Consider the following 19,304-nt stretch of genomic DNA (forward strand, 5'->3'; position numbering starts at 1 on the left):
TCATGCTAATCATAACCGTGATTAGAAAGGGGCTTAACAAATGGACGAAGAAAAACATACACAACGAGGCTTTGGAACAAATGCTGATGGAGCCGGGGATGCGAATGACAAACGCATGGCAGAAAATGAAACAGAAGAGACGCTAACGAATCGTCAAGGACAACCGGTGAAAGACAATCAGAACATCCGTACGGTTGGTAATCGAGGACCTTCGACACTTGAGAATTATGATTTTCTTGAGAAGATGAGTCATTTTGATCGTGAACGTATTCCAGAACGAGTCGTTCACGGGCGTGGCGCAGGTGCGCACGGATTCTTTGAATCTTACGGGAAAATTGGGGATGAGCCGATTTCAAATTATACGAGAGCGAAAGTGTTTACGAATACAGAAGCAAAAACACCGGTTTTTGTAAGATTTTCGACGGTTATTCACGGCACACATTCTCCAGAAACGCTCCGTGACCCTCGTGGGTTTGCGGTAAAGTTCTATACAGAAGATGGAAACTGGGACCTCGTGGGAAACAACTTAAAAATATTCTTTATTCGTGATGCAATCAAGTTCCCAGATATGGTACATGCATTTAAACCGGATCCGCTAACGAACGTCCAAGATATGGAGCGATTTTTTGATTTTATCGCTTCAAGCCCAGAATCAACACATATGATTACTTTTTTGTTCTCACCGTGGGGCATTCCCGCAAATTACCGTCAAATGCAAGGTTCTGGTGTGAACACATACAAATGGGTGAACGCAGAAGGCAAAGCGGTACTCGTAAAGTATCATTGGGAGCCACTACAAGGCATCCAAAACTTATCGCAAAAAGAAGCCGATGACATTCAATCACAAAACTTTAATCATGCAACGGAAGATTTATATCAAGCCATTGAAGATGGTAACCACCCAGAATGGGAGTTGCACGTTCAGATTATGGAAGACGGAGAACATAAAGAGTTAGACTTTGATCCGTTAGATGATACGAAGTTGTGGTATCGTGATGAGTTTCCTTGGTACAAAGTTGGTAAAATGACGTTGAACAAAAACCCACAAAACTATTTCGCGGAAGTCGAGCAAGCAGCGTTTGGGACAGGGGTCTTAGTAGACGGGTTGGACTTCTCAGATGACAAGATGCTGCAAGGTCGTACGTTTTCGTATTCAGATACACAGCGCTACCGTGTTGGCGCAAATTACTTGCAATTACCGATTAACGCACCGAAGAAACGAGTGGCAACAAATCAACGAGACGGACAAATGGCTTATCACGTCGATACGCCACCGAGTCATGACCCACATATTAACTATGAACCGTCGCTTTTAGGAAGCTTAAAAGAAGCAGATCGTACGAATCGTAAATTCCATGAACCAGAGATTAGCGGCAAGCTTGTGCGTGAGCCAATTGATCGTCCGAACAACTTCGGTCAAGCAGGGGAAACGTGGAGACGGTTTAACGATTGGGAACGGGAGGATCTTATTTTGAACCTTTCGGGAGCACTTGCTGATGCGCATGAATCGATTCAACAAACGATGATCAAGCATTGTACTGAGGCAGATCCAGAATACGGGAAACGTCTTGAAGAAGGCATCAAAAACCATATCGCAAGTACGAAAGACAAACACGACGAAGGTGTAGAAAAGTCCCGTGAAATGGGACAGTCATCCGATCCATACTAAACCGTTCAAAAAAGGATAGGAGAGCAGATTGAACTGCTTTTCCTATCCTTTTGCGTTTATATATCAATCATATAGATGGGTGTGCATTTTCATGAGCGTGTTTTCTTGCAAATGAAGATCATAACTTCGTACTAAGTCAGTGTGAAGCCTCTCAACGAAACGAAGAGCGTGACCGTAGGCATTAACTAAAGATTCGCGATCAAGAGAGGCTGTTGTTCGTCTGTATTTCTCGTAGGAATGTTCACTTAAATCGTGCTCGAGGTTTTTAGTTGCGTTGATCCAACGCTCAACGGTATTTTCTTGAATCCGTAATAGTTTCAATACCTCATTTTGGACTCGTGAAAGAATGTCGAGTGAGCGGGCGTGTTCTCCTCGTTTTAACACGTTCACTCCAAAGATCCATCGGTTAACAAAGTTGTTAAAAGCATCATTTACGTGTTCGTTTGTTTTCCAATTCGGTCCGTCACCGCTTAACTCTTCTAATAAATTATATAATTGGTCAGTTTCATCGTAAATGAACATCTGATCGGCTTTTGGGAATGAACCAGTCTGTTTAAATGATTCGATTACATTCATTTCAGATTGCGGCAGAAAGTGAAACTCTCCACGCACAAGGTTGCTAAAGATCGCTACTAACGTTCCGTATTCGTTATTATATATCAAGTCTGTTGTGAAAAGGTTCGTCACCCACTCATGTGCATTGAACGCTTCCATACGATGATCTTTAACGAAGATATAAAATTCCACGTCTGAATGCGTATCGCCTTCGCCTTTCGTAAATGAGCCATACATCATCGCAGCGGCGATTGAACCATCGACTTGGCAAGTGTTTGTAACGTCTTGAATTAATTTTTCTTGGAATAACATGATCTATAATATCCCCTCTTAGTTTTAATTTGTTAGCGTAGGTTTAGAGGGCAGATCAATGACTGCAATGCATGAACACATAAGATTGGCTCCTTTCATGTTGGAGTCAAACCGAGTATAACAGCAATGTGTAAAGAAAAGAAGAACACCAGCCACGATTGACTGATGTTCTTCTTAACGATTTATTCCTTCTTCGGATTGTGATCATCCGTGTCGCTTTCTTCGACTGATGGAGCACTTTTTGTTTCAGAGATGTCGTTACGAATCTCTTCATATACTTCTTCTTTCAAGTCATCATAGAGCTCATCGCGTAAGTCTTGTTTAATTTCATTTCGTTCTGTTTCTTTCGCTTGTTCTCGGATTTCTTTCAAATCTCGTGTCATTAAGATGAGCATACAAGCTAGCATACCGAGCATAATGAAACTAAACGGCAATGCGGACACGATGGCGGCGGTTTGTAACCCTTCAAGTCCTCCGGTGAGGAGAAGAACACTTGCAGTACCTGCAATAAGAACTCCCCAGATGAACTTAATTGATATCATCGGCTTTAATCCACCTTGACTCGTCATAACGCCTAGTACGTAAGAAGCTGAGTCGGCTGAGGTGATAAAGAAAATACCGATGAGGATAAACGCAAGAATGCTTGAAATAAATGCGAGTGGCATGTTCGATAACATATCGAACAGTGCAACTTCAGGGCTTTCTGCAACGATCGAAGAAATGCCCGTTCCCCCAAAGATCTCTTGGTGTAGTCCTGTACTACCAAACGCTGTAAACCAAATCACACCAACGAGGGAAGGTAGAAGAAGAACGCCCATCATAAATTCTCTAACGGTACGACCTCTTGAAATTCGTGCAATAAACAATCCGATAAATGGAGCCCAAGACATGTGCCAAGCCCAGAAGAAAATCGTATTGTTTCCAAGCCAATCGCTATCTGAGTACGGAGTCATTTGTAAACTCATCGGAATAATGTTAGCGATATAGCCACCGAGCACTTGAACGAAGTTGTCAGCGATAAAAAGCGTTGGCCCGACAAAGATGACAAATAATAATAAGATCGATGCCAAGACTAGGTTCACATTACTCAAATACTTAATGCCTCGGTTAACCCCTGTGGCAGCTGAAACCATAAATAACACGGTAACAATAGCGATGATTGTAAATTGTGTTAAGAAGTTGTTTTCGAGAGGAGATATGTAGGAAAGTCCTCCCGACATTTGCAGTGCGCTAAGTCCAAATGTTGTTGCGACACCCATAGCGGTTGCAATAACAGCAAAGATGTCGATGCTTTTCCCTGCCCAACCTTGCATTTGTTTCCCAAAAAGTGTAGAAAACGCGGAACTGATGAGTGCAGCTGATTCTTTCTAAATTGAACGTATGCAAGCACGAGTCCGACTAAGCCAAAAATTGCCCATACGTGAAGTGACCAGTGAAAGACGCCGTAACGAAGGCCAACGATCGCTGATTGATCCGTACCTGGCGCGATGTTGTCAGGTGGATCGTCAAAATAGAGGACCGGTTCGGCAACGCCCCAGAAAACGAAACCAACGCCGATTCCAGCGGCGAAGATCATCCCGACCCACGTCGGATAGTTGTATTCCGGGCGATCATCTGATTTTCCTAAGCGGATTTTACCGAAAGGACTTACTACTAAGAATAATGATAATGCTACGAAAATAGCGGTAATAATCATGTAATACCAACCGAACGTTTCAATCATAAAGTCTAGTGCTGTATTCGCAGCGGTTTCAAGGGAACCTGGACTAAGTGCACCCCAAAGTACGAATGACGCTACGAGAACAGCGGAGATTGCAAAAACGATGTTCGGTCTTTTCGTCTCGTATGTATAGTGGTTTGCCATTGAGTTCGTAAAGATGAGCGAGTCACCCTTACGCTTCCTCCCTTCAAAATGTAAAGTGTAGTAGAATGGCATATCCTATAACTTACCCATAACGAGTTCATTTTTAACGTGTTTTTATGAAAAAACAATCTGGGCAACTAGAGCCCAAATTGTTTTTTCGTGTTTTCATCGCTCTCAAGTGACGCAATAAATTGTTGAAGCACCTTAGCATCAAGCGTCACATTCACACCTTCGGGCGTTGTCACAAAGACGTGATTTGCTTTTTTAGCTTTTTTAAATTGATACCCGTCAACATTCATGAGTACTCGTTCATCAGGACGTGCCATCTAATCACCTCAATTATTCATTGTACAAAAAATCGAAAGAGTATGCGACAATGTTTTCTAAACGAACCATTTGCAAAAGGATGATAAACGTGAATCATAACGAACTTTTAATCGATGAACAAGTGAAAGCCATAAAGACGTCCGGCATCCGTCAATTCTTTAACCGAGTGAGTACAGTTGAAGGCGCTGTCCAATTAACACTCGGTCAGCCAGACTTTCCAACACCTGATCACGTAAAGCAAAGTGCCATTAAAGCGATCGAAGAAGGTGCAACGACGTATACACCCAATCAAGGCATTGAACCGCTCAGAATTGCAGCGGCTAACTTTGTTAAAGAAAAATACGGGTTGAGCTATAACGCTAAAAGCGAAGTGATAACGACTGTGGGAGCAAGTCAAGCACTCGATCTTGCGGTTCGAACACTCATTTCATCAGAGGATGAGGTCATTATTCCCGCTCCTGTCTATCCAGCGTATGAGCCACTCATTACGTTAAAGGGTGGAAAACCCGTATTCGTTGATACGAGAGAAACGAACTTTACACTTACAGCGAACGCGTTACGAGAAGCGATTACGAGCAAAACGAAAGCGGTCATTTTACCGTATCCTTCAAATCCAACGGGGGTCGTACTTGAAGAAGCGGAATTGCAAGCGATTGTTGACGTATTAAGAGATCATCCGAACGTGTTTATCATTAGCGATGAGATCTATAGTGAACTCGTCTATGAAGGGAGTCATCGCTCAATTGCAACCGTTGAAGAGATAAGAGAACGCACGTTCGTGATTAATGGTGTTTCCAAATCACACAGCATGACAGGTTGGCGGATTGGATTTTTATTTGGTCCTGAGTCATTGATTCAACACGCACTAAAAGTCCATCAATACAACGTTTCGTGTCCAACATCAATTTCTCAATATGCCGCACTTGCTGCATTGACGAATGGAAAAGATGATGCAAACGCCATGAAAGATGCGTACGTCGTGCGACGCAACTATGTGATGGAACGCTTGGATGCCATGGGGATCTCTTATACGTTACCGAAGGGCGCTTTTTATTTGTTCCCATCGATTGAAAAAACAGGATTAACATCGTTTGACTTTGCCGTTACATTGCTTGAACAAGAAAAACTTGCTGTCGTACCTGGTACGGCATTCTCTGATTACGGAGAAGGCTACGTGCGCTTGTCGTACGCATACAGTATGGACAACTTAAAAGAAGCGTGTGATCGTATGGAGCGGTTTATTCAGTCTCATTAGGATGTTTGGAGACGTACGGGTTGTTGGCCTCATAAAAACGCCAAAGATATTCTTTTGCTTCGCCGCTATTTGGGATGCCAATTCGTTTTGAACGTAAAACAGTGCCTCGTTCTCCGTCTTCAAGGAAAAGAGTAGAAGAACAAAAGTCATGCCCGTCCATTTCGTCACGGGAAATCCCAAAAGCTTGCCCGAATTTTCCAGGTCCGTTCGTAAGATTTAATCGTTCACGTCTCGTGAGATCTTCAATTGGTTTGCCATAGCGTTGCTTACTCATTGATTCAATTCCTTCGAGTGGTTCGACGGCTCGGATAAGTACGCCTTCAGGTTTACCTGCGCCACGCGTGACGACGTTCATACAATGGTGCAAGCCGTAAATGATATACACATAGGCGGTGCCGCCCTGCTTGAACATGGATTGATTGCGTACGGTTTGTTTACCGCCATACGTATGGCTTGCCTGATCATTAGGTCCAATGTACGCTTCGACTTCAACGATGCGGCCTTTAAGGTGTGTGCCATCGTCATGGATGATCGTAAGAACTTTGCCGATTAATTCTGGTGCAACGTCGAGCGTTGGTCGTTCATAGAACGTTCTAGGTAACATGAGTCATTCACTCCAAATTGTAGCGTAGAAGTTTGAGTTCTATTTCATTTTCAAGTATGATGATAGTAGAATGATTGTTGATTAAAGAGGTGACGAAAGTGGCAGATGAAGCACTATTAGAAGAAACAAGAGAACGTGTATTTGCAGAATTGGAAAATGTGATCGACCCAGAACTTGGTGTTGATATTGTTAATTTAGGACTCGTTTATGACATTCAGCTTGATGATGAAATGAACACAACTGTCGTCATGACACTCACATCAATGGGTTGTCCGCTAGCTGGCATGATTCAGTCAGAAGTGAAGAATGCGCTTAGCGATCTTCAAGAAAACAAAGAAATTGGCAGTGTTGAAGTGAGCATCGTCTGGAACCCACCGTGGACGAAAGACAAGATGTCTCGTTACGCAAAAATTGCATTAGGCGTTGCTGATTAATAACAAACGACCGATACATTGTGTATCGGTCGTTTTCGTTCGTTTAGACGTCCATTGCTCGTAATTCCTCAACCGTTTCTTTAAACATTTTCATCGCATTTTCAATTGGGGCGCTAGTCGTTAAATCGACCCCTGTCTCGTTTAACAATTCGAGCGGGTCCTTTTTGCTACCGCTTGCGAGGAATGTTAAATAATTGTCGAGTGTCTCCTTGTCACCATCTAAGATGCGCATGGCAATGTCAATCGCAGATACGAACCCTGTCGCATATTGATACACATAAAACGCACGGTAAAAGTGAGGAATACGAGACCAACCGTATTTCACTTCATCATCAAAGACGAGTTCTTCACCGAAGTACGTACGGAATAATCCTTCATAAAGCTCATTTAGAGACTCTGCATCGAGTGGTTCACCGCTCTCAGCACGTTCATGAGTTTGCTTCTCGAAGTCCGCGAACATCACTTGTGTAAAGAACGTTCCTCTAAACTGTTCAATGAAATGATTGAGTAAATACGCTCTCATTCGTTCATCGTCTGTATTTTTGAGTAAATATTGAATGAGTAGCACTTCGTTCACCGTTGATGCAACCTCAGCAACGAAGATTTTGTAGTTTGCCGTGATTTGTGGCTGTTCTTTACTTGAGTAATGGCTATGAAGGGCATGACCCATCTCATGGACGAGTGTGAACAAACTGTTCAAGTCGTCGTGATGATTAAGAAGAACAAACGGGTGAACCCCATAAACGCCCATATTGTATGCACCTGAACGTTTGCCTTTTGTTTCTCGAACGTCAATGTAACGTTTGTCTCTAAAAAGCTTTAGTTGAGCCACATAGTCTTCTCCGAGCGGCTCTAACGCTTTTAACATTGTGTCATACGCCTTATCGTAAGGGATCTCTGCTTTAACGCCTTGCACGATCGGTACATTTAAATCGTATTGGCGAAGTTCATCAATCCCGAGTCGTTCTTTGCGAAGCTTAGCGTAATCGTGAAGCGGTTTACTATTGTCTTTTGCGGATTGCAATAAATTGTCATACACTTCTACAGGGATGTCGTCACTAAATAGTGCTTCTCCTAAAGCAGAAGAGTAGTTGCGAACCTTTGCAAGTGCAGCGTTTGTCTTCACTTCGGATGCGTAGTTCGTCGCAATTGTATTGTTCATTTCAACATAAGGTTTATAGTACGCTTTATACGCTTCTTGACGCTTCGTACGGTCTTCATCTTCGATGAGCTTTGAATACATACCCCGAGTTAATTGTACCTGATTCCCATCTTCATCTGTTACATCACCAAATGAAATGTCGGCGTTGTTAAACATGTTGTACGTGTTTGATGGGGCTTGGAACGTTTCGTGCAGTTGTGAGAGCAGCTGTTCTTGTTCTTTTGAAAGCACATGCTCTTTTTCCCGGAATGATTTCCATAAGCTATCTTCAAAATAAGCAAGCTCAGCTTCTTCTTGAATGTAGTGCTCTAATGTTTTCTTATCTAAACTTAATAAGAATGGCATAAAGAATGCGGTCGATTCACTGATTTTGACACTCAATTGAGCGGTTTGCCCGTTAAGTTTTTGCGCTTTAGAATCTCTCGTGTCAATATCTTGACGAAACATCGCATATGCAAACACTTTACGTACGATTAAGCTCAATTCTTCTTGTGTTTTTAAGTACTGTAGAAGAGAAGTGCTATCATCGATTTTCCCGTTAAATGTTTGAAGTTTGTCAGCAAGTTCATACGATTGTTTTACATCTTCTTGCCACGCAGATTCATTTTTGTAAAGATCGGTTAAGTCCCATTTTTCGTTATCCGGAACGTCTGTTCGATCATTATATGTTTTCGCCAAATCTAATCACCACTTTTTTCTGATAATGTACCCGTAATTGCTTGGGGGAATTCTTGTTCTAAACGATTTTTTAGGGATTGTGCAATTTCTTTCATGCCGAATTGATTTACTTTTTGTTCGGCATCGCTATTGTAGTTTGTGTTCGTATTAATGTCATACGTGTACGTATTCCCATCTTCGTCTTGGATAGATTCAATCCCTGCAAATTGTATGCGTGCGTCACGCAAAAATGCTTCATATTGTTGAATTAACGATGGATTAAATTCAGATAAGATCCGGAATTTTTCCTTTGGCGTTTCTGTCGTAGGGCAAGAATCCATTGCAATCGAGCACACATCAGCAGGACAAAGTTCAAATCCTTCAGAAGTATCAACTTCAACAGCATAAAGAAATTTACCATCAATAAATTCAGAGCGGGTAATCGTTTTCGTTTTACTTTCGATGTATTGTTGAATCAACGTAATGCCATCAATCGAAGGCTCAAATTCATTGTCTAAATATTCAACAAGTCCTTCAATTGAATAGAACAACCGTACACCTAGCCCTTTACCTGCACGGTTATGTTTCGTAATAAAAGGACCGTCCATTTTCTTTGCACTAGTAATGATGTCTTCTTTGCTCATCGCAACGTACGTTTTTGGAACTTGGATGTTGTTCTTTTCTAAATGAGCGTATTGCATGGCTTTGTTTACTTCAAATTGTAGTGCCTGTGTCCCGTTGTACACGATACGGTTGTGGCTTTCTAACCAGTGCAGCATAGCGGATGTATACTCTGGTGCATAACGATGACCGCGTGTATGTGAAGAGGCGCTCATTCGATTGTAATACACGCCTTCAGGGGGCGTGTCTAACACGTTAAAAGCACCATCAGCCATATGCCAAAGTTCAAAAGGGACATTTAGCGCTTCCAGAGCGGTTTTTAACGGTTCTGTCCATTCATCATTTTCATGAAGTACGTAAATCTTTGCCATTACAGTCACACCTTTCCGTTACTTTGTATTTTTACAGAAAATGTAGAAAAAAACAAAGAAAAAAGACAGAAAAGAACCTAAATAAATAGGTTCTCAGAGTGTCGAAAAAGTGCTGTTCTTATATAAATGAAGTAGAGAGTTAATGAACTTGTAGATTTTAAAGTATTAAAGTTTTACATTTTACTTTTGTTTTTACAAACTCAATATGCTGTATAAAAGCGGCTGTCGTGGCGAAGACGCCCGCGGCAAGTGTAGCCACAGAAGCCGCTTACTCATTCACGAGTACACTTTTGGTCCGTTTAAGTTTCTCAACAGCCTGAGAACCTAAATAAATAGGTTCTTTTTGCATGTTAATCAAATGAACGTTCAAGTTCTGAGATGAGAGAGCCGACGTGAGCGACAGCTTCAGATATTGGTGCTGAAGTGCTCATATCCACACCAGCGATTTGCAGAAGCTCGAGAGGTGGTTTGGAACCGCCTGCGTTAATCATGTCGAGCCAGCGATCAACAGCAGGTTGACCTTCTTCAAGAATGCGCTGTGATGCATATGTTGAAGCGGTAAGACCTGCAGAGTACGTATAAGGATAAAGCCCCATATAATAATGCGGTTGACGCATCCACGTAAGTTCTGCACCGTCGTTTAACGTCACAGCATCTCCCAAAAGCCTTTAAGCGTTTCGCGTTTCAGTTCGTTCAACTTAGAAGTCGTTAAAATCACATTTTCTTCAGCAAGTAAGTATACTTCTCGCTGGAAATGGGCTTCAAGCAAATGCGTTACGAAGTTATGGTAATACGTTCCGAGCAAGGAAAGAATGACGAAACGCTTCATTTCGTTGGAGTCGGCTTGTTTGAGCAAATGATCAGCAAGCAACAATTCATTCATTGTAGAAGGTGCTTCAATCATGTACTTAGAAGGACGAGAAGTGCCGATTCGTTGGTTTTGATACGCATGATAAAAGTGACCGGCGTGTCCGAGTTCATGAGCAAGAATAAATGTCCCGCGCATCATGTTTGTCCACGTTAATAAAATGTATGGGTGATACCCATACGGACTCATGCAAAATGCACCTGTTTGCTTCCCGATGTTATCCGCTTGGTCGACCCAGCGTTCTTCGTGTGCTTTCTCAATCATGGAAACGTAGTCGCTTCCCATCACTTGTAAAGCGTCTTTAATGACGTCCATTGCTTCATCGAACGACATTTCAGGATTGTAGTTCGGGTCAAGTGGAGCTTTTAAGTCAGCGAACGTCATCTCATCGAGACCGAGAATTCGTTTCTTAAGCTTAGCGAAGCGTTGCATGTGAGGACTTAGTTGTTCATAAATGGTATTAATCTGACGGTGGTATGTGTCTTGGTCAACTTCTTGGTCATCAAGAAGCATAGCAATCACAGAAGAATACCCGCGCAGTTGACTCTCTTGTACTTGGCGATTCACTTCAATTGCGAACGTACTCGCAAACGTATGATTGTAGTTTCGTAACCCTTCTGAAAACCGAACAAATGCGTTCCGACGAATGGATGGATCGCTAGAAAGTTCATATTTGTCTTCAAACAGTGCCTGTGATAACGGGTATTCGTTGCCTTTGTCATCGGTAAACGATGAGAAGTTCAAGTCAGCAGCTTTGCTTTGCTTATAAATCGTGTACGGCGCTTGTAATGTTTCTGAAAGTGACGCTAATACGTGCTCGGTTTCTTTTGAGAGCAAATGATTTTTGTTCGTCTGACACATCGTAATAAAGCGCTCGTATTCTCGCAATACCGGCTCTTCATTAAAATACTGCTCTAGCTCATCTTTTGAGAGTTGCGCAATCTCATACTCAATAAATGCAAACGCTCGAAGGATGCGGGAGTGAACTCGTGATGTTTTTCCTGAGAGCTCTTGGTTATTCGGGTCGGTTCCGTCGGCTGCGCTCTTTAAGTGAGCATACGATTGAATCGGTACAATTTGTTGTTGCAATTCTTCTTGATAGGTTAGCACTTCAAGCAATGATTTTGCTGATTCTGTTACTCGTCCTTCATACGCATCAAGTTTAGGAAGCTGCTTACTAAATTCGTCATAAGCGTGTTGCCAATTGTTATCATTAGAAAATAAAGAGTCAAGATCCCACGTTTGTGACTGTTCAATTTCTGCTCGCTTTAAACGATTAATCATAAAGAACCGTCCTTTCGTTTCTGTTCATAGACTTGGAGATTGCCATAAACAACTTCTAAATAGGGAGTATCAATTTGATGAGCTTTCGCTTGTACGTATAAGTAACCAGGAATGTGGTCAGCTTCGACAGCGAGCCCTTTTTCTGTGTCTCGTTGCATAGACGCTTTAAAGCTAGCGTTTAGGTTGTCCCATTGTTTCTGGGCTTTTTTACGTAATCGTTCGCTGTCCATAGAAGGATCAATACGTTCAATGACGGTTGCGACTTCAGTGATTAATGCTTCAGCAACGTTCATTGCACTTTGTGACGACTTAATCTGACCGATATTCGCATCAAAAAGTGTCGTCGTTCCAGATAGCACCGTAATGAGCATATACTTTTGCCACATATCCGAGTCGATGTTCTCACGAAGGGCAAACGTTGATTTGTCGGATTGGAACATTTGTTCTAGTTCATCAGTAGACGATGGTGATTGTTCATTTCTTGGGCCATAAAGCATCGTATGCATGTCGCCGTGATGCACAATCGTTCCGTCTTGTTTGAGCGTTGACTCAATGAAGCATACGCCTCCAAAAACTTGTTCCTTCGGTATGTAGCTTTCAAGTGTTTCTAAATGAGCAATGCCATTTAAAAGCGGAATGACGATCGTTTTGTCATGCATGAATGGTTTAAAGTCTTGAATAGCTTGCTCTAAATGATACGCTTTTGTCGTAAGTAAAATCATGTCGAACGTGCCGCTGTCTTCTGTTGTGATCAGCGGTGGATGAATGTTGATATTTCCGTGGGGACTTTCAATAATAAGCCCAGTTTCTTGTAATTGCTGACGCTTTTGTTCGCGAACGAGAAAGGTGACGTCTTTTCCGGCTTCAAAGAGACGACCTCCAAAATATCCACCAACTGCACCAGCACCAATGACGAGTAAGTTCAAAACGATACGACCTCCTTTAGTTACAATTCCAGTATAACGAAATTCATAAAAATTCGAAATAAAATGATCTTATTTTACAATTCATGATAGACTTGTAGAAAAACAGTAATGATCAGGTGGGATTTCATATGATAAAGTTTTCTGCTTCAAAAGCGATTGAACGTTTACCGAGTCAGTTTTTTGCTAAACAAGAAAAAGCTGTGTTAGAACGCAAAAACTTAGGGCGCGACATTATTAACTTCTCACAAGGGAGCCCTGATACGAAAACACCAGAGCATATTGTGGAATCTTTAAAAGAAGCGGCAGAAGACCCGAACATGCATCGCTATTCGCCGTTTCAAGGGTTTCGTTTTTATAAAGAGGCCGTATGCGAATTTTATGAGCGTGAATACGGTGTGACACTTGATCCAGATGAAGAAGTGTGTGTGCTATTTGGAGGCAAAGGAGGGCTCGTTGAAGTGAGTCAATGTCTTCTTGATGAAGGGGATGTTGCGCTCGTACCAGACCCTGGTTATCCAGATTATTGGTCAGGTGTGGCACTGCAAAACGCTCTGATGCACCCGATGCCACTTCAAGAAGAACATCAATTTTTACCGAACTATAATGATCTTACGAAGGAAACGCTAGAAAAAGCGAAAGTGATGTTCTTGAATTACCCGAACAACCCGACAGGAGCGATTTGTGATACGTCGTTTTTCGACGAGACGGTACAATTAGCAAAGGAGAACAACATTTGTGTAGTTCATGATTTTGCATACGGAGCATTTAGCTTTACTGATCAAAAGCATCCGAGCTTTTTGCAATCAGAAGGTGCCAAAGATGTAGGGATTGAAATCTACACGCTTTCAAAAACATACAATATGGCTGGGTGGCGCATTGGATTTGCTGTTGGGAATCGATCTGTTATTAAGATGTTAAATGTGTTGCAAGACCATTTGTATGTGAGTTTGTTCGGAGCGGTCCAAAAAGCAGCAGCCACCGCATTAACGAGTTCCCAAGACGAAGTGAAGCGACTTCGTGAGATGTATTTGAAGAGGCGAGACGTATTAATGGAAGAAGCAAAGAACATTGGCTGGGAAGGAACAGCGCCAGACGGGTCATTTTTTGCTTGGTTCCCTGCACCAAAAGGCATGAGCTCTCAACAGTTTGCAGATAAAGTTCTCCTTGAAGCAGACGTGTGTGTCGCACCTGGAAATGGTTTCGGAACTTACGGAGAAGGGTATGTCCGATTAGGACTCGTTCATGACGAGGAGACCATTCGAAAAGGTATGCAGCGAATTGGTTCATTAAATCTTTTCTAAAGGGTGTTTGGAATGAAAGTAATGATGTATCAAATGGACGTTATTGCAGGTAAGCCTGAAGAGAACCGTTCAAAAGTGTCGGAGTGGCTTCAATATGAATACAAAAAGTACGAACCAGATGTCGTTGTATTACCAGAGATGTGGACAACAGGCTATGCTTTAGATGAACTTGAGCGTATTGCAGAAACGAGCGGTGGAACGACGGAAGCCTTTGTTCAACAACTCGCAAAGGAGTATAACGTAACAATTGTAGCAGGATCGTTTGCTGTTAAAACGGATCGAGGGATTGTGAATCGAAGCATCGTCGTGAATGAAAAAGGAAAGATCATTCATACGTATGATAAAATTCACCTCGTGCCGATGCTAAACGAACCGGATTATCTTGTCGGAGGAAATGAAAAGGCAACAACGTTCTCTCTAAACGGCGTAAATGCAGGCGTTCTCATCTGTTATGACTTACGTTTCCCTGAAGTGTTTCGCACACTTGCATTAAACGGTGCCGAAGTCATTTTTGTTGTCGGAGAATGGCCAGCTGCGAGAAGAGACCACTGGGATACACTTCTTAAAGCACGAGCGATTGAGAATCAATGTTATATTGTCGCCTGTGACACCGTCGGTGAACATAACAACGTGGAGTACTCTGGAAACTCTCTCGTTTATTCACCATTTGGGACGCAATACGTGAGAGCATCACCTGTCGAAGAAGAGACCGTGTATAGCTTACTTGACTTGGAAGAGGTCGCTGCGTTTCGCAAATCGGTACCGAACTTGAAAAACCGAGTTCCTGACCTTTATTGACAAATGACAATTCTTTATGTATACTAAGTGTCTAAGTGATTGCTGGTAATCACAAATCGACTTCACCCTTCTAAACTATGGAGAATGGAGATCGAGCGAGGTTTGTGCTTGTTAAGCTTAAATTCGCAAACTAACGTCACCCATTCAAATTTCATCTAGATCGTAGTGGACGGCCATTGGAGCCGTGGCAGCAGAAGAGATGGAAGGGCTTTTGTGATCTAGACACGCCCACATGAAATTTAAATCTATAAGATATGACCATTAGCGAGAACTGCGGCAGCTAATGGTCTTTTTGTTGTTCAGATAATCGGTCATGAGTACGAGGAGGATTGAATACATTCGTTGTAGTACGGTTTAGAGGAGGCTCGTGATGATAGATGGAGTGAAGAAAAAGACTTTGTTAAAGCATCATGATGATCGGGGTTATTTCACAGAGCTCGTTCGTGATGATGAAGATCTATTAGCACAGTTTGGACAAATGTCACTGTCGATGAGTTATCCAGGCGTGATCAAAGCCTTTCATTATCATGACAAACAAGACGATGTGTGGTTTTTTCCGAGTGGCAATGCACAAGTCGTGTTGTATGACATTAGACGAACGTCTTCAACGTATAAACAAACGGATGTCTATTATATGGGGGAGAATAACCCAATCGTGTTACTCATCCCTAAAGGCGTGGCGCATGGGTATCGAGTGCTCGGTGAGAAACCAGCGACGATTATTTATTTAACGACCCATTCGTACGACAAAGATAACCCAGATGAAAAACGAATTGCTTGGAACGACCAACGAATCGCGTTTAATTGGCAAACGGAACATCATTAAAAAGCAGACGTCGAACAATTTCCGTTCGACGTCTGCTTTTGTTTATAAAAACCATGTCACATACAACATTCCAAATCCACTTAACAACAACGAGGCCAAGATACAGATCAACAGCAAAGTGAAACTACGCGGATCGATTGCAGAAAGTTTAATTTGTAAACCGAGACCTGCCATCGCCATGCCAATGAAAACATAGGCGAGTTGGACAAGTGGATTCACAATTCCATCTGGGAGGTTGCCGTATGTGACGAGAACACTCATCAAAAGAAATCCGATAATAAACCACGGAAAAGGGAGAGGGGATGATGAAGTGTTTGAGTCCTTTTGTTTATAAACGTAAGCGATAATGATGACGACCGGAACGAGTAATAACACACGTGTTAACTTAATGAGTAAAGCAGCATCCATCGCGGCGTCACTCGCTACACTACTTGCTGCCGTTACATGGCCGATCTCATGCAATACGCCCCCAACAAACAATCCATATTGTTCATCGGTCCATTGTAGATAAGGATACATAAGCGTAAAGATCAGGGTAAACAATGTACCCGTAATTGAAATCACTGCAACAGCGATTGCAATGTCTTGTTGCTTCACACGGAGTTGTGTTCCGACAGCGGCTACAGCAGATGCGCCGCAAATACCAGTACCTGCGCCAATTAAAAACGTTGGTGTTGGTAAAGAGCGAAACAATCGTCCGATGAGTACGACCAGTCCAATTCCGAAAACAACGGTTGCGCTTGCATACAACAGTAAATCAACACCCATTGAGAATAAGTCATTAAATTGTAGTCGTAAGCCAAGTAAAACAATTCCTACACGTAACAGTGTTTTTGTACTAAAAAGAATGCCATGTTCTGCATTGGCAGGTGTACCGATCGATTGTTTTATGATCATGCCGATGATGATTGCAAGAACAAGAGGTCCAAGTGTTGTGAACAAGGAAGAACGGTCAGGAGTTGTGCTACGATTATAATGAGTAGTGTAAGTAAAATTCCTGGTAGTAGGTTCATCGAAGCGTGCCTCCTCGGAATTTACTTTACGTAATGTAGTAGTATTAATAAAATACATATTTATTATCATTACCATAAATTTAATTAATGATAAGGGAGTTGTGCATTTCGTGATCATTGATGAACGGATGAACGTCTTTTTTACAGTTGCTAAAGAGCGACAATTTACAAAAGCAGCAATCACGCTCAATCGGACACAGCCAAACGTTAGTTTAACGGTTAAAAAACTAGAAGAAGAATTAAAGACAACGTTATTTATACGAGGAAAACGCCACGTGGAGTTAACGAAAGCGGGCAACATCCTTTATGAGCGTGTGAAGCAATTGTATGATTTAGCGGAAGAAACGACGTTGATGCTTCACGAACTACAAACAGAGGTTCGTGGACTCGTAACGATCGGAGCGAGTTATTCGATTGGTGAATACGTATTACCGCCATTATTACAGACCATTCGTTTGCAATATCCGAACTTGTTTTTTGACGTTGTGATTGCGAATACGGATGAGATTAAACGAGCGTTATTGAACCAACACATCGACTTTGGCTTCATTGAAGGAGAAATTAGCTCAGAGGGGTTAACCATTGAACAACTAAGTGAAGATGAAATGTGCTTAACGGCTTCGCCAAACGATCCGTTAGCTTCTATTGCACAAGTTACTGTTGCTGATTTGCAAGGTCGTGCCTGGGTGATTCGTGAGGAAGGTTCAGGAACAAGAGATTATTTGAATGCATTTTTTGAGCGGCATCAATTATCAACAGAGACGATGACAACGATCGGGAGCAACCAAGGGGTAAAAGAAGCGGTTATGAGTGGTCTAGGCATTTCATTGTTATCACGAGCGGTCATCGATCGCGATCTGAAAAACGGTCTGCTCGTTGAATTGTCATTGGAAGAACTGAATTTAAGGCGTCATTTTTATACAATTACAAAAGGACCGTTATATGCGAGAGAAGAGATTGTAATCTCGCTAGTTAAAGAGCTCATTACATAACGAGCGAATCGTTCATCTCCTGTTCATAAAGTCTCGATACGCTCAGCGTAAAGGAGGAAGAGAAGATGTCATACTGGAAACTGTTATTAATAGCATCTGCTTTATTCGGACTATACGGAGCAGGGATGGGAGCGCATATGGCGGGTGCAGGGTCACTTAGCTTACGACCGATTCATGCACACGTACTCGTGCTCGGGTGGCTTAGCTTATTTGCTTGGAGTGTTTTTTACAAAGTGTATCGCCCGAAACAAAAATGGCTGTCACGCATTCACGTCGTAAGTGCAATTGCGGGCTCATTCTTGTTAACGTTTGGGATGTGGCTCTACTTTGAATCGCCATTTAACGTAAACGAAGGGCTTACACTTGCGGCTTATATTATCGGCGGTGTGTTTGTCGTCGTAAGTTTCTTTACGTTTGTCGTACAAGCGATTTTATTAGAAGATGAGAAAAAATCGATACAATCGTAAAAACTTTCGATTGACTCCATTTTTGTATATACTAGTGGAATCTGAACTATAAACAAAAGGGAGTCGTACCATTGATTAACAATATCGTGAAGAAACAAGAAAAGTACAAAGAGAACACGAAAAACCGTGGAAGAATTCTCATTACGTGTGAAGATCGTCCAGGAATTGTTGCAGCCGTATCTGAATTCCTAACTGATCATGAAGCGAACATTATCGACTCTAGCCAATATTCAACAAACCCAGAAGGCGGCAAATTCTTTATGAGAATAGAGTTTGAATGTCCTGGGCTTCAAGATCGAAAAGCACAATTAGAGCGTGACTTTAAAGCGATTGCGACAAACTTTCAGATGGAGTGGAAGTTGTTCTTTGTTAGTGAATTGAAGCGTGCGGCAATTTTCGTATCGAAAGAGTTGCATTGTTTAAGAGAATTGCTTTTAGAATGGGAAAATGGTGACCTTGTTGCTGAGATCCCACTCGTCATTAGTAATCACGCGGATGCAAAAGAGTACGTCGAAAGCTTCGGTATCCCATTTGTGCACATTCCGGCGAGTAAAGAAAATCGTGCACAAGCTGAACAACAGCAATTGCAACTATTAGATGAGTACAACATCGACTTTGTCGTTCTTGCGCGCTACATGCAAATTCTAACGCCGAACTTCGTCTCAAGCTTTAATCAGAACATCATCAACATTCATCACTCGTTCTTACCGGCATTTGTCGGCGCAAAGCCATATGATCGTGCCTTTGAACGGGGTGTGAAATTAATCGGTGCAACGAGCCATTACGTAACGAACGATCTTGATGAAGGACCGATTATTGAACAAGACATTAAACGGGTGAATCACCGTGATCAAGCCGAAGACCTAAAGAAGAACGGACGCATCGTTGAACGAAGCGTGCTCGTACGCGCTGTGAAATGGCATAACGAAGACCGTATTATCGTACATGGCAATAAAACGGTCGTTTTTTAAAGCGAAGCCTCTTCCTTAGGAGAGGTT

General features: G+C 42.2%; 18 protein-coding genes and 1 pseudogene. 9 read left to right on the forward strand and 10 right to left on the reverse strand.

Features of this window, described 5'->3' with window-relative positions:
* Positions 1–40 precede the first annotated feature (40 nt).
* A complete protein-coding gene (locus tag JCM19038_RS13560; protein WP_042418910.1) occupies positions 41–1,669 on the forward strand; it encodes a catalase in 1,629 nt (542 codons plus the stop codon).
* Between the two features lie 63 nt (positions 1,670–1,732).
* Here the strand turns inward: JCM19038_RS13560 and JCM19038_RS13565 are convergent, their stop codons facing one another.
* The 3 genes and pseudogenes from JCM19038_RS13565 to JCM19038_RS13575 all read right to left on the reverse strand — a co-directional run bounded on the left by JCM19038_RS13565 (position 1,733) and on the right by JCM19038_RS13575 (position 4,726).
* A complete protein-coding gene (locus JCM19038_RS13565) occupies positions 1,733–2,536 on the reverse strand; it encodes a hypothetical protein (RefSeq protein ID WP_042418914.1) in 804 nt (267 codons plus the stop codon).
* Positions 2,537–2,718: 182 nt separating this feature from the next.
* Positions 2,719–4,472, reverse strand: a pseudogene (locus JCM19038_RS25540) (BCCT family transporter).
* A gap of 65 nt (positions 4,473–4,537) precedes the next feature.
* On the reverse strand, positions 4,538–4,726 hold the full coding sequence (locus JCM19038_RS13575) for a hypothetical protein (protein ID WP_042360396.1): 189 nt from the start codon (positions 4,724–4,726) through the stop codon (positions 4,538–4,540).
* An 80-nt stretch (positions 4,727–4,806) separates the two neighbouring features.
* Between JCM19038_RS13575 and JCM19038_RS13580 the strand changes: the two genes are divergently transcribed.
* Positions 4,807–5,982 carry an aminotransferase A gene (locus tag JCM19038_RS13580; RefSeq protein WP_042418993.1) on the forward strand — a complete coding sequence of 392 codons (1,176 nt, stop codon included), beginning with the start codon at positions 4,807–4,809 and terminating at the stop codon, positions 5,980–5,982.
* Here JCM19038_RS13580 and JCM19038_RS13585 read toward each other — a convergent pair.
* Positions 5,966–6,586: a DNA-3-methyladenine glycosylase gene (locus JCM19038_RS13585; protein ID WP_042418917.1), complete on the reverse strand. Its 621-nt coding sequence runs from the start codon at positions 6,584–6,586 to the stop codon at positions 5,966–5,968. The genes JCM19038_RS13580 and JCM19038_RS13585 overlap by 17 nt on opposite strands.
* 98 nt (positions 6,587–6,684) lie before the next feature.
* Between JCM19038_RS13585 and JCM19038_RS13590 the strand changes: the two genes are divergently transcribed.
* The gene (locus tag JCM19038_RS13590) at positions 6,685–7,020 is read left to right on the forward strand and encodes a metal-sulfur cluster assembly factor (protein ID WP_042418919.1); all 336 of its coding nucleotides are present in this window, start codon (positions 6,685–6,687) and stop codon (positions 7,018–7,020) included.
* Between the two features lie 43 nt (positions 7,021–7,063).
* On the opposite strand, the gene pepF is transcribed toward JCM19038_RS13590, so the two are convergent.
* From pepF to JCM19038_RS13610, 5 genes are all read right to left on the reverse strand, one after another.
* Positions 7,064–8,860 carry an oligoendopeptidase F gene (gene pepF, locus JCM19038_RS13595; RefSeq protein ID WP_042418920.1) on the reverse strand — a complete coding sequence of 599 codons (1,797 nt, stop codon included), beginning with the start codon at positions 8,858–8,860 and terminating at the stop codon, positions 7,064–7,066.
* 2 nt (positions 8,861–8,862) lie between these two features.
* Entirely contained in the window at positions 8,863–9,831 is a 969-nt protein-coding gene (locus JCM19038_RS13600; protein ID WP_042418922.1) for a RimK family alpha-L-glutamate ligase, read from the reverse strand.
* A gap of 350 nt (positions 9,832–10,181) precedes the next feature.
* Positions 10,182–10,481, reverse strand: coding sequence for a hypothetical protein (locus tag JCM19038_RS25095; protein ID WP_307190033.1), 300 nt, complete (start codon positions 10,479–10,481; stop codon positions 10,182–10,184).
* On the reverse strand, positions 10,478–11,983 hold the full coding sequence (locus JCM19038_RS13605) for an oligoendopeptidase F (protein ID WP_307190034.1): 1,506 nt from the start codon (positions 11,981–11,983) through the stop codon (positions 10,478–10,480). The genes JCM19038_RS25095 and JCM19038_RS13605 overlap by 4 nt, the downstream gene beginning before the upstream one ends.
* Positions 11,980–12,909 (reverse strand): ketopantoate reductase family protein, encoded by a 930-nt coding sequence (locus JCM19038_RS13610; RefSeq protein WP_042418924.1) that lies wholly within the window; start codon positions 12,907–12,909, stop codon positions 11,980–11,982. Before JCM19038_RS13610 ends, JCM19038_RS13605 begins: the two co-directional genes overlap by 4 nt.
* 128 nt (positions 12,910–13,037) lie before the next feature.
* Here JCM19038_RS13610 and JCM19038_RS13615 point away from each other — a divergent pair, with 128 nt between their 5' ends.
* The 3 genes from JCM19038_RS13615 (at position 13,038) to JCM19038_RS13625 (ending at position 15,834) form a co-directional block, all read left to right on the forward strand.
* The gene (locus JCM19038_RS13615) at positions 13,038–14,210 is read left to right on the forward strand and encodes a pyridoxal phosphate-dependent aminotransferase (protein ID WP_042418926.1); all 1,173 of its coding nucleotides are present in this window, start codon (positions 13,038–13,040) and stop codon (positions 14,208–14,210) included.
* 12 nt (positions 14,211–14,222) lie between these two features.
* Positions 14,223–15,008, forward strand: coding sequence for a carbon-nitrogen family hydrolase (locus JCM19038_RS13620; RefSeq protein ID WP_042418930.1), 786 nt, complete (start codon positions 14,223–14,225; stop codon positions 15,006–15,008).
* Positions 15,009–15,378: 370 nt separating this feature from the next.
* On the forward strand, positions 15,379–15,834 hold the full coding sequence (locus JCM19038_RS13625; RefSeq protein WP_042418933.1) for a dTDP-4-dehydrorhamnose 3,5-epimerase family protein: 456 nt from the start codon (positions 15,379–15,381) through the stop codon (positions 15,832–15,834).
* A gap of 42 nt (positions 15,835–15,876) precedes the next feature.
* Here the strand turns inward: JCM19038_RS13625 and JCM19038_RS13630 are convergent, their stop codons facing one another.
* Entirely contained in the window at positions 15,877–16,776 is a 900-nt protein-coding gene (locus JCM19038_RS13630) for a YeiH family protein (RefSeq protein WP_052361659.1), read from the reverse strand.
* 181 nt (positions 16,777–16,957) lie between these two features.
* Between JCM19038_RS13630 and JCM19038_RS13635 the strand changes: the two genes are divergently transcribed.
* The 3 genes from JCM19038_RS13635 to purU all read left to right on the forward strand — a co-directional run bounded on the left by JCM19038_RS13635 (position 16,958) and on the right by purU (position 19,277).
* The gene (locus JCM19038_RS13635) at positions 16,958–17,839 is read left to right on the forward strand and encodes a LysR family transcriptional regulator (protein WP_081831802.1); all 882 of its coding nucleotides are present in this window, start codon (positions 16,958–16,960) and stop codon (positions 17,837–17,839) included.
* A gap of 65 nt (positions 17,840–17,904) precedes the next feature.
* Positions 17,905–18,306: a hypothetical protein gene (locus JCM19038_RS13640; RefSeq protein WP_042418937.1), complete on the forward strand. Its 402-nt coding sequence runs from the start codon at positions 17,905–17,907 to the stop codon at positions 18,304–18,306.
* A 71-nt stretch (positions 18,307–18,377) separates the two neighbouring features.
* Positions 18,378–19,277: a formyltetrahydrofolate deformylase gene (purU, locus tag JCM19038_RS13645; RefSeq protein ID WP_042418939.1), complete on the forward strand. Its 900-nt coding sequence runs from the start codon at positions 18,378–18,380 to the stop codon at positions 19,275–19,277.
* Positions 19,278–19,304: the final 27 nt, after the last annotated feature.

The organism is Geomicrobium sp. JCM 19038 (genome assembly GCF_000698125.1).
Taxonomy (GTDB): Bacteria; Bacillota; Bacilli; order Bacillales; family Marinococcaceae; genus Geomicrobium_A.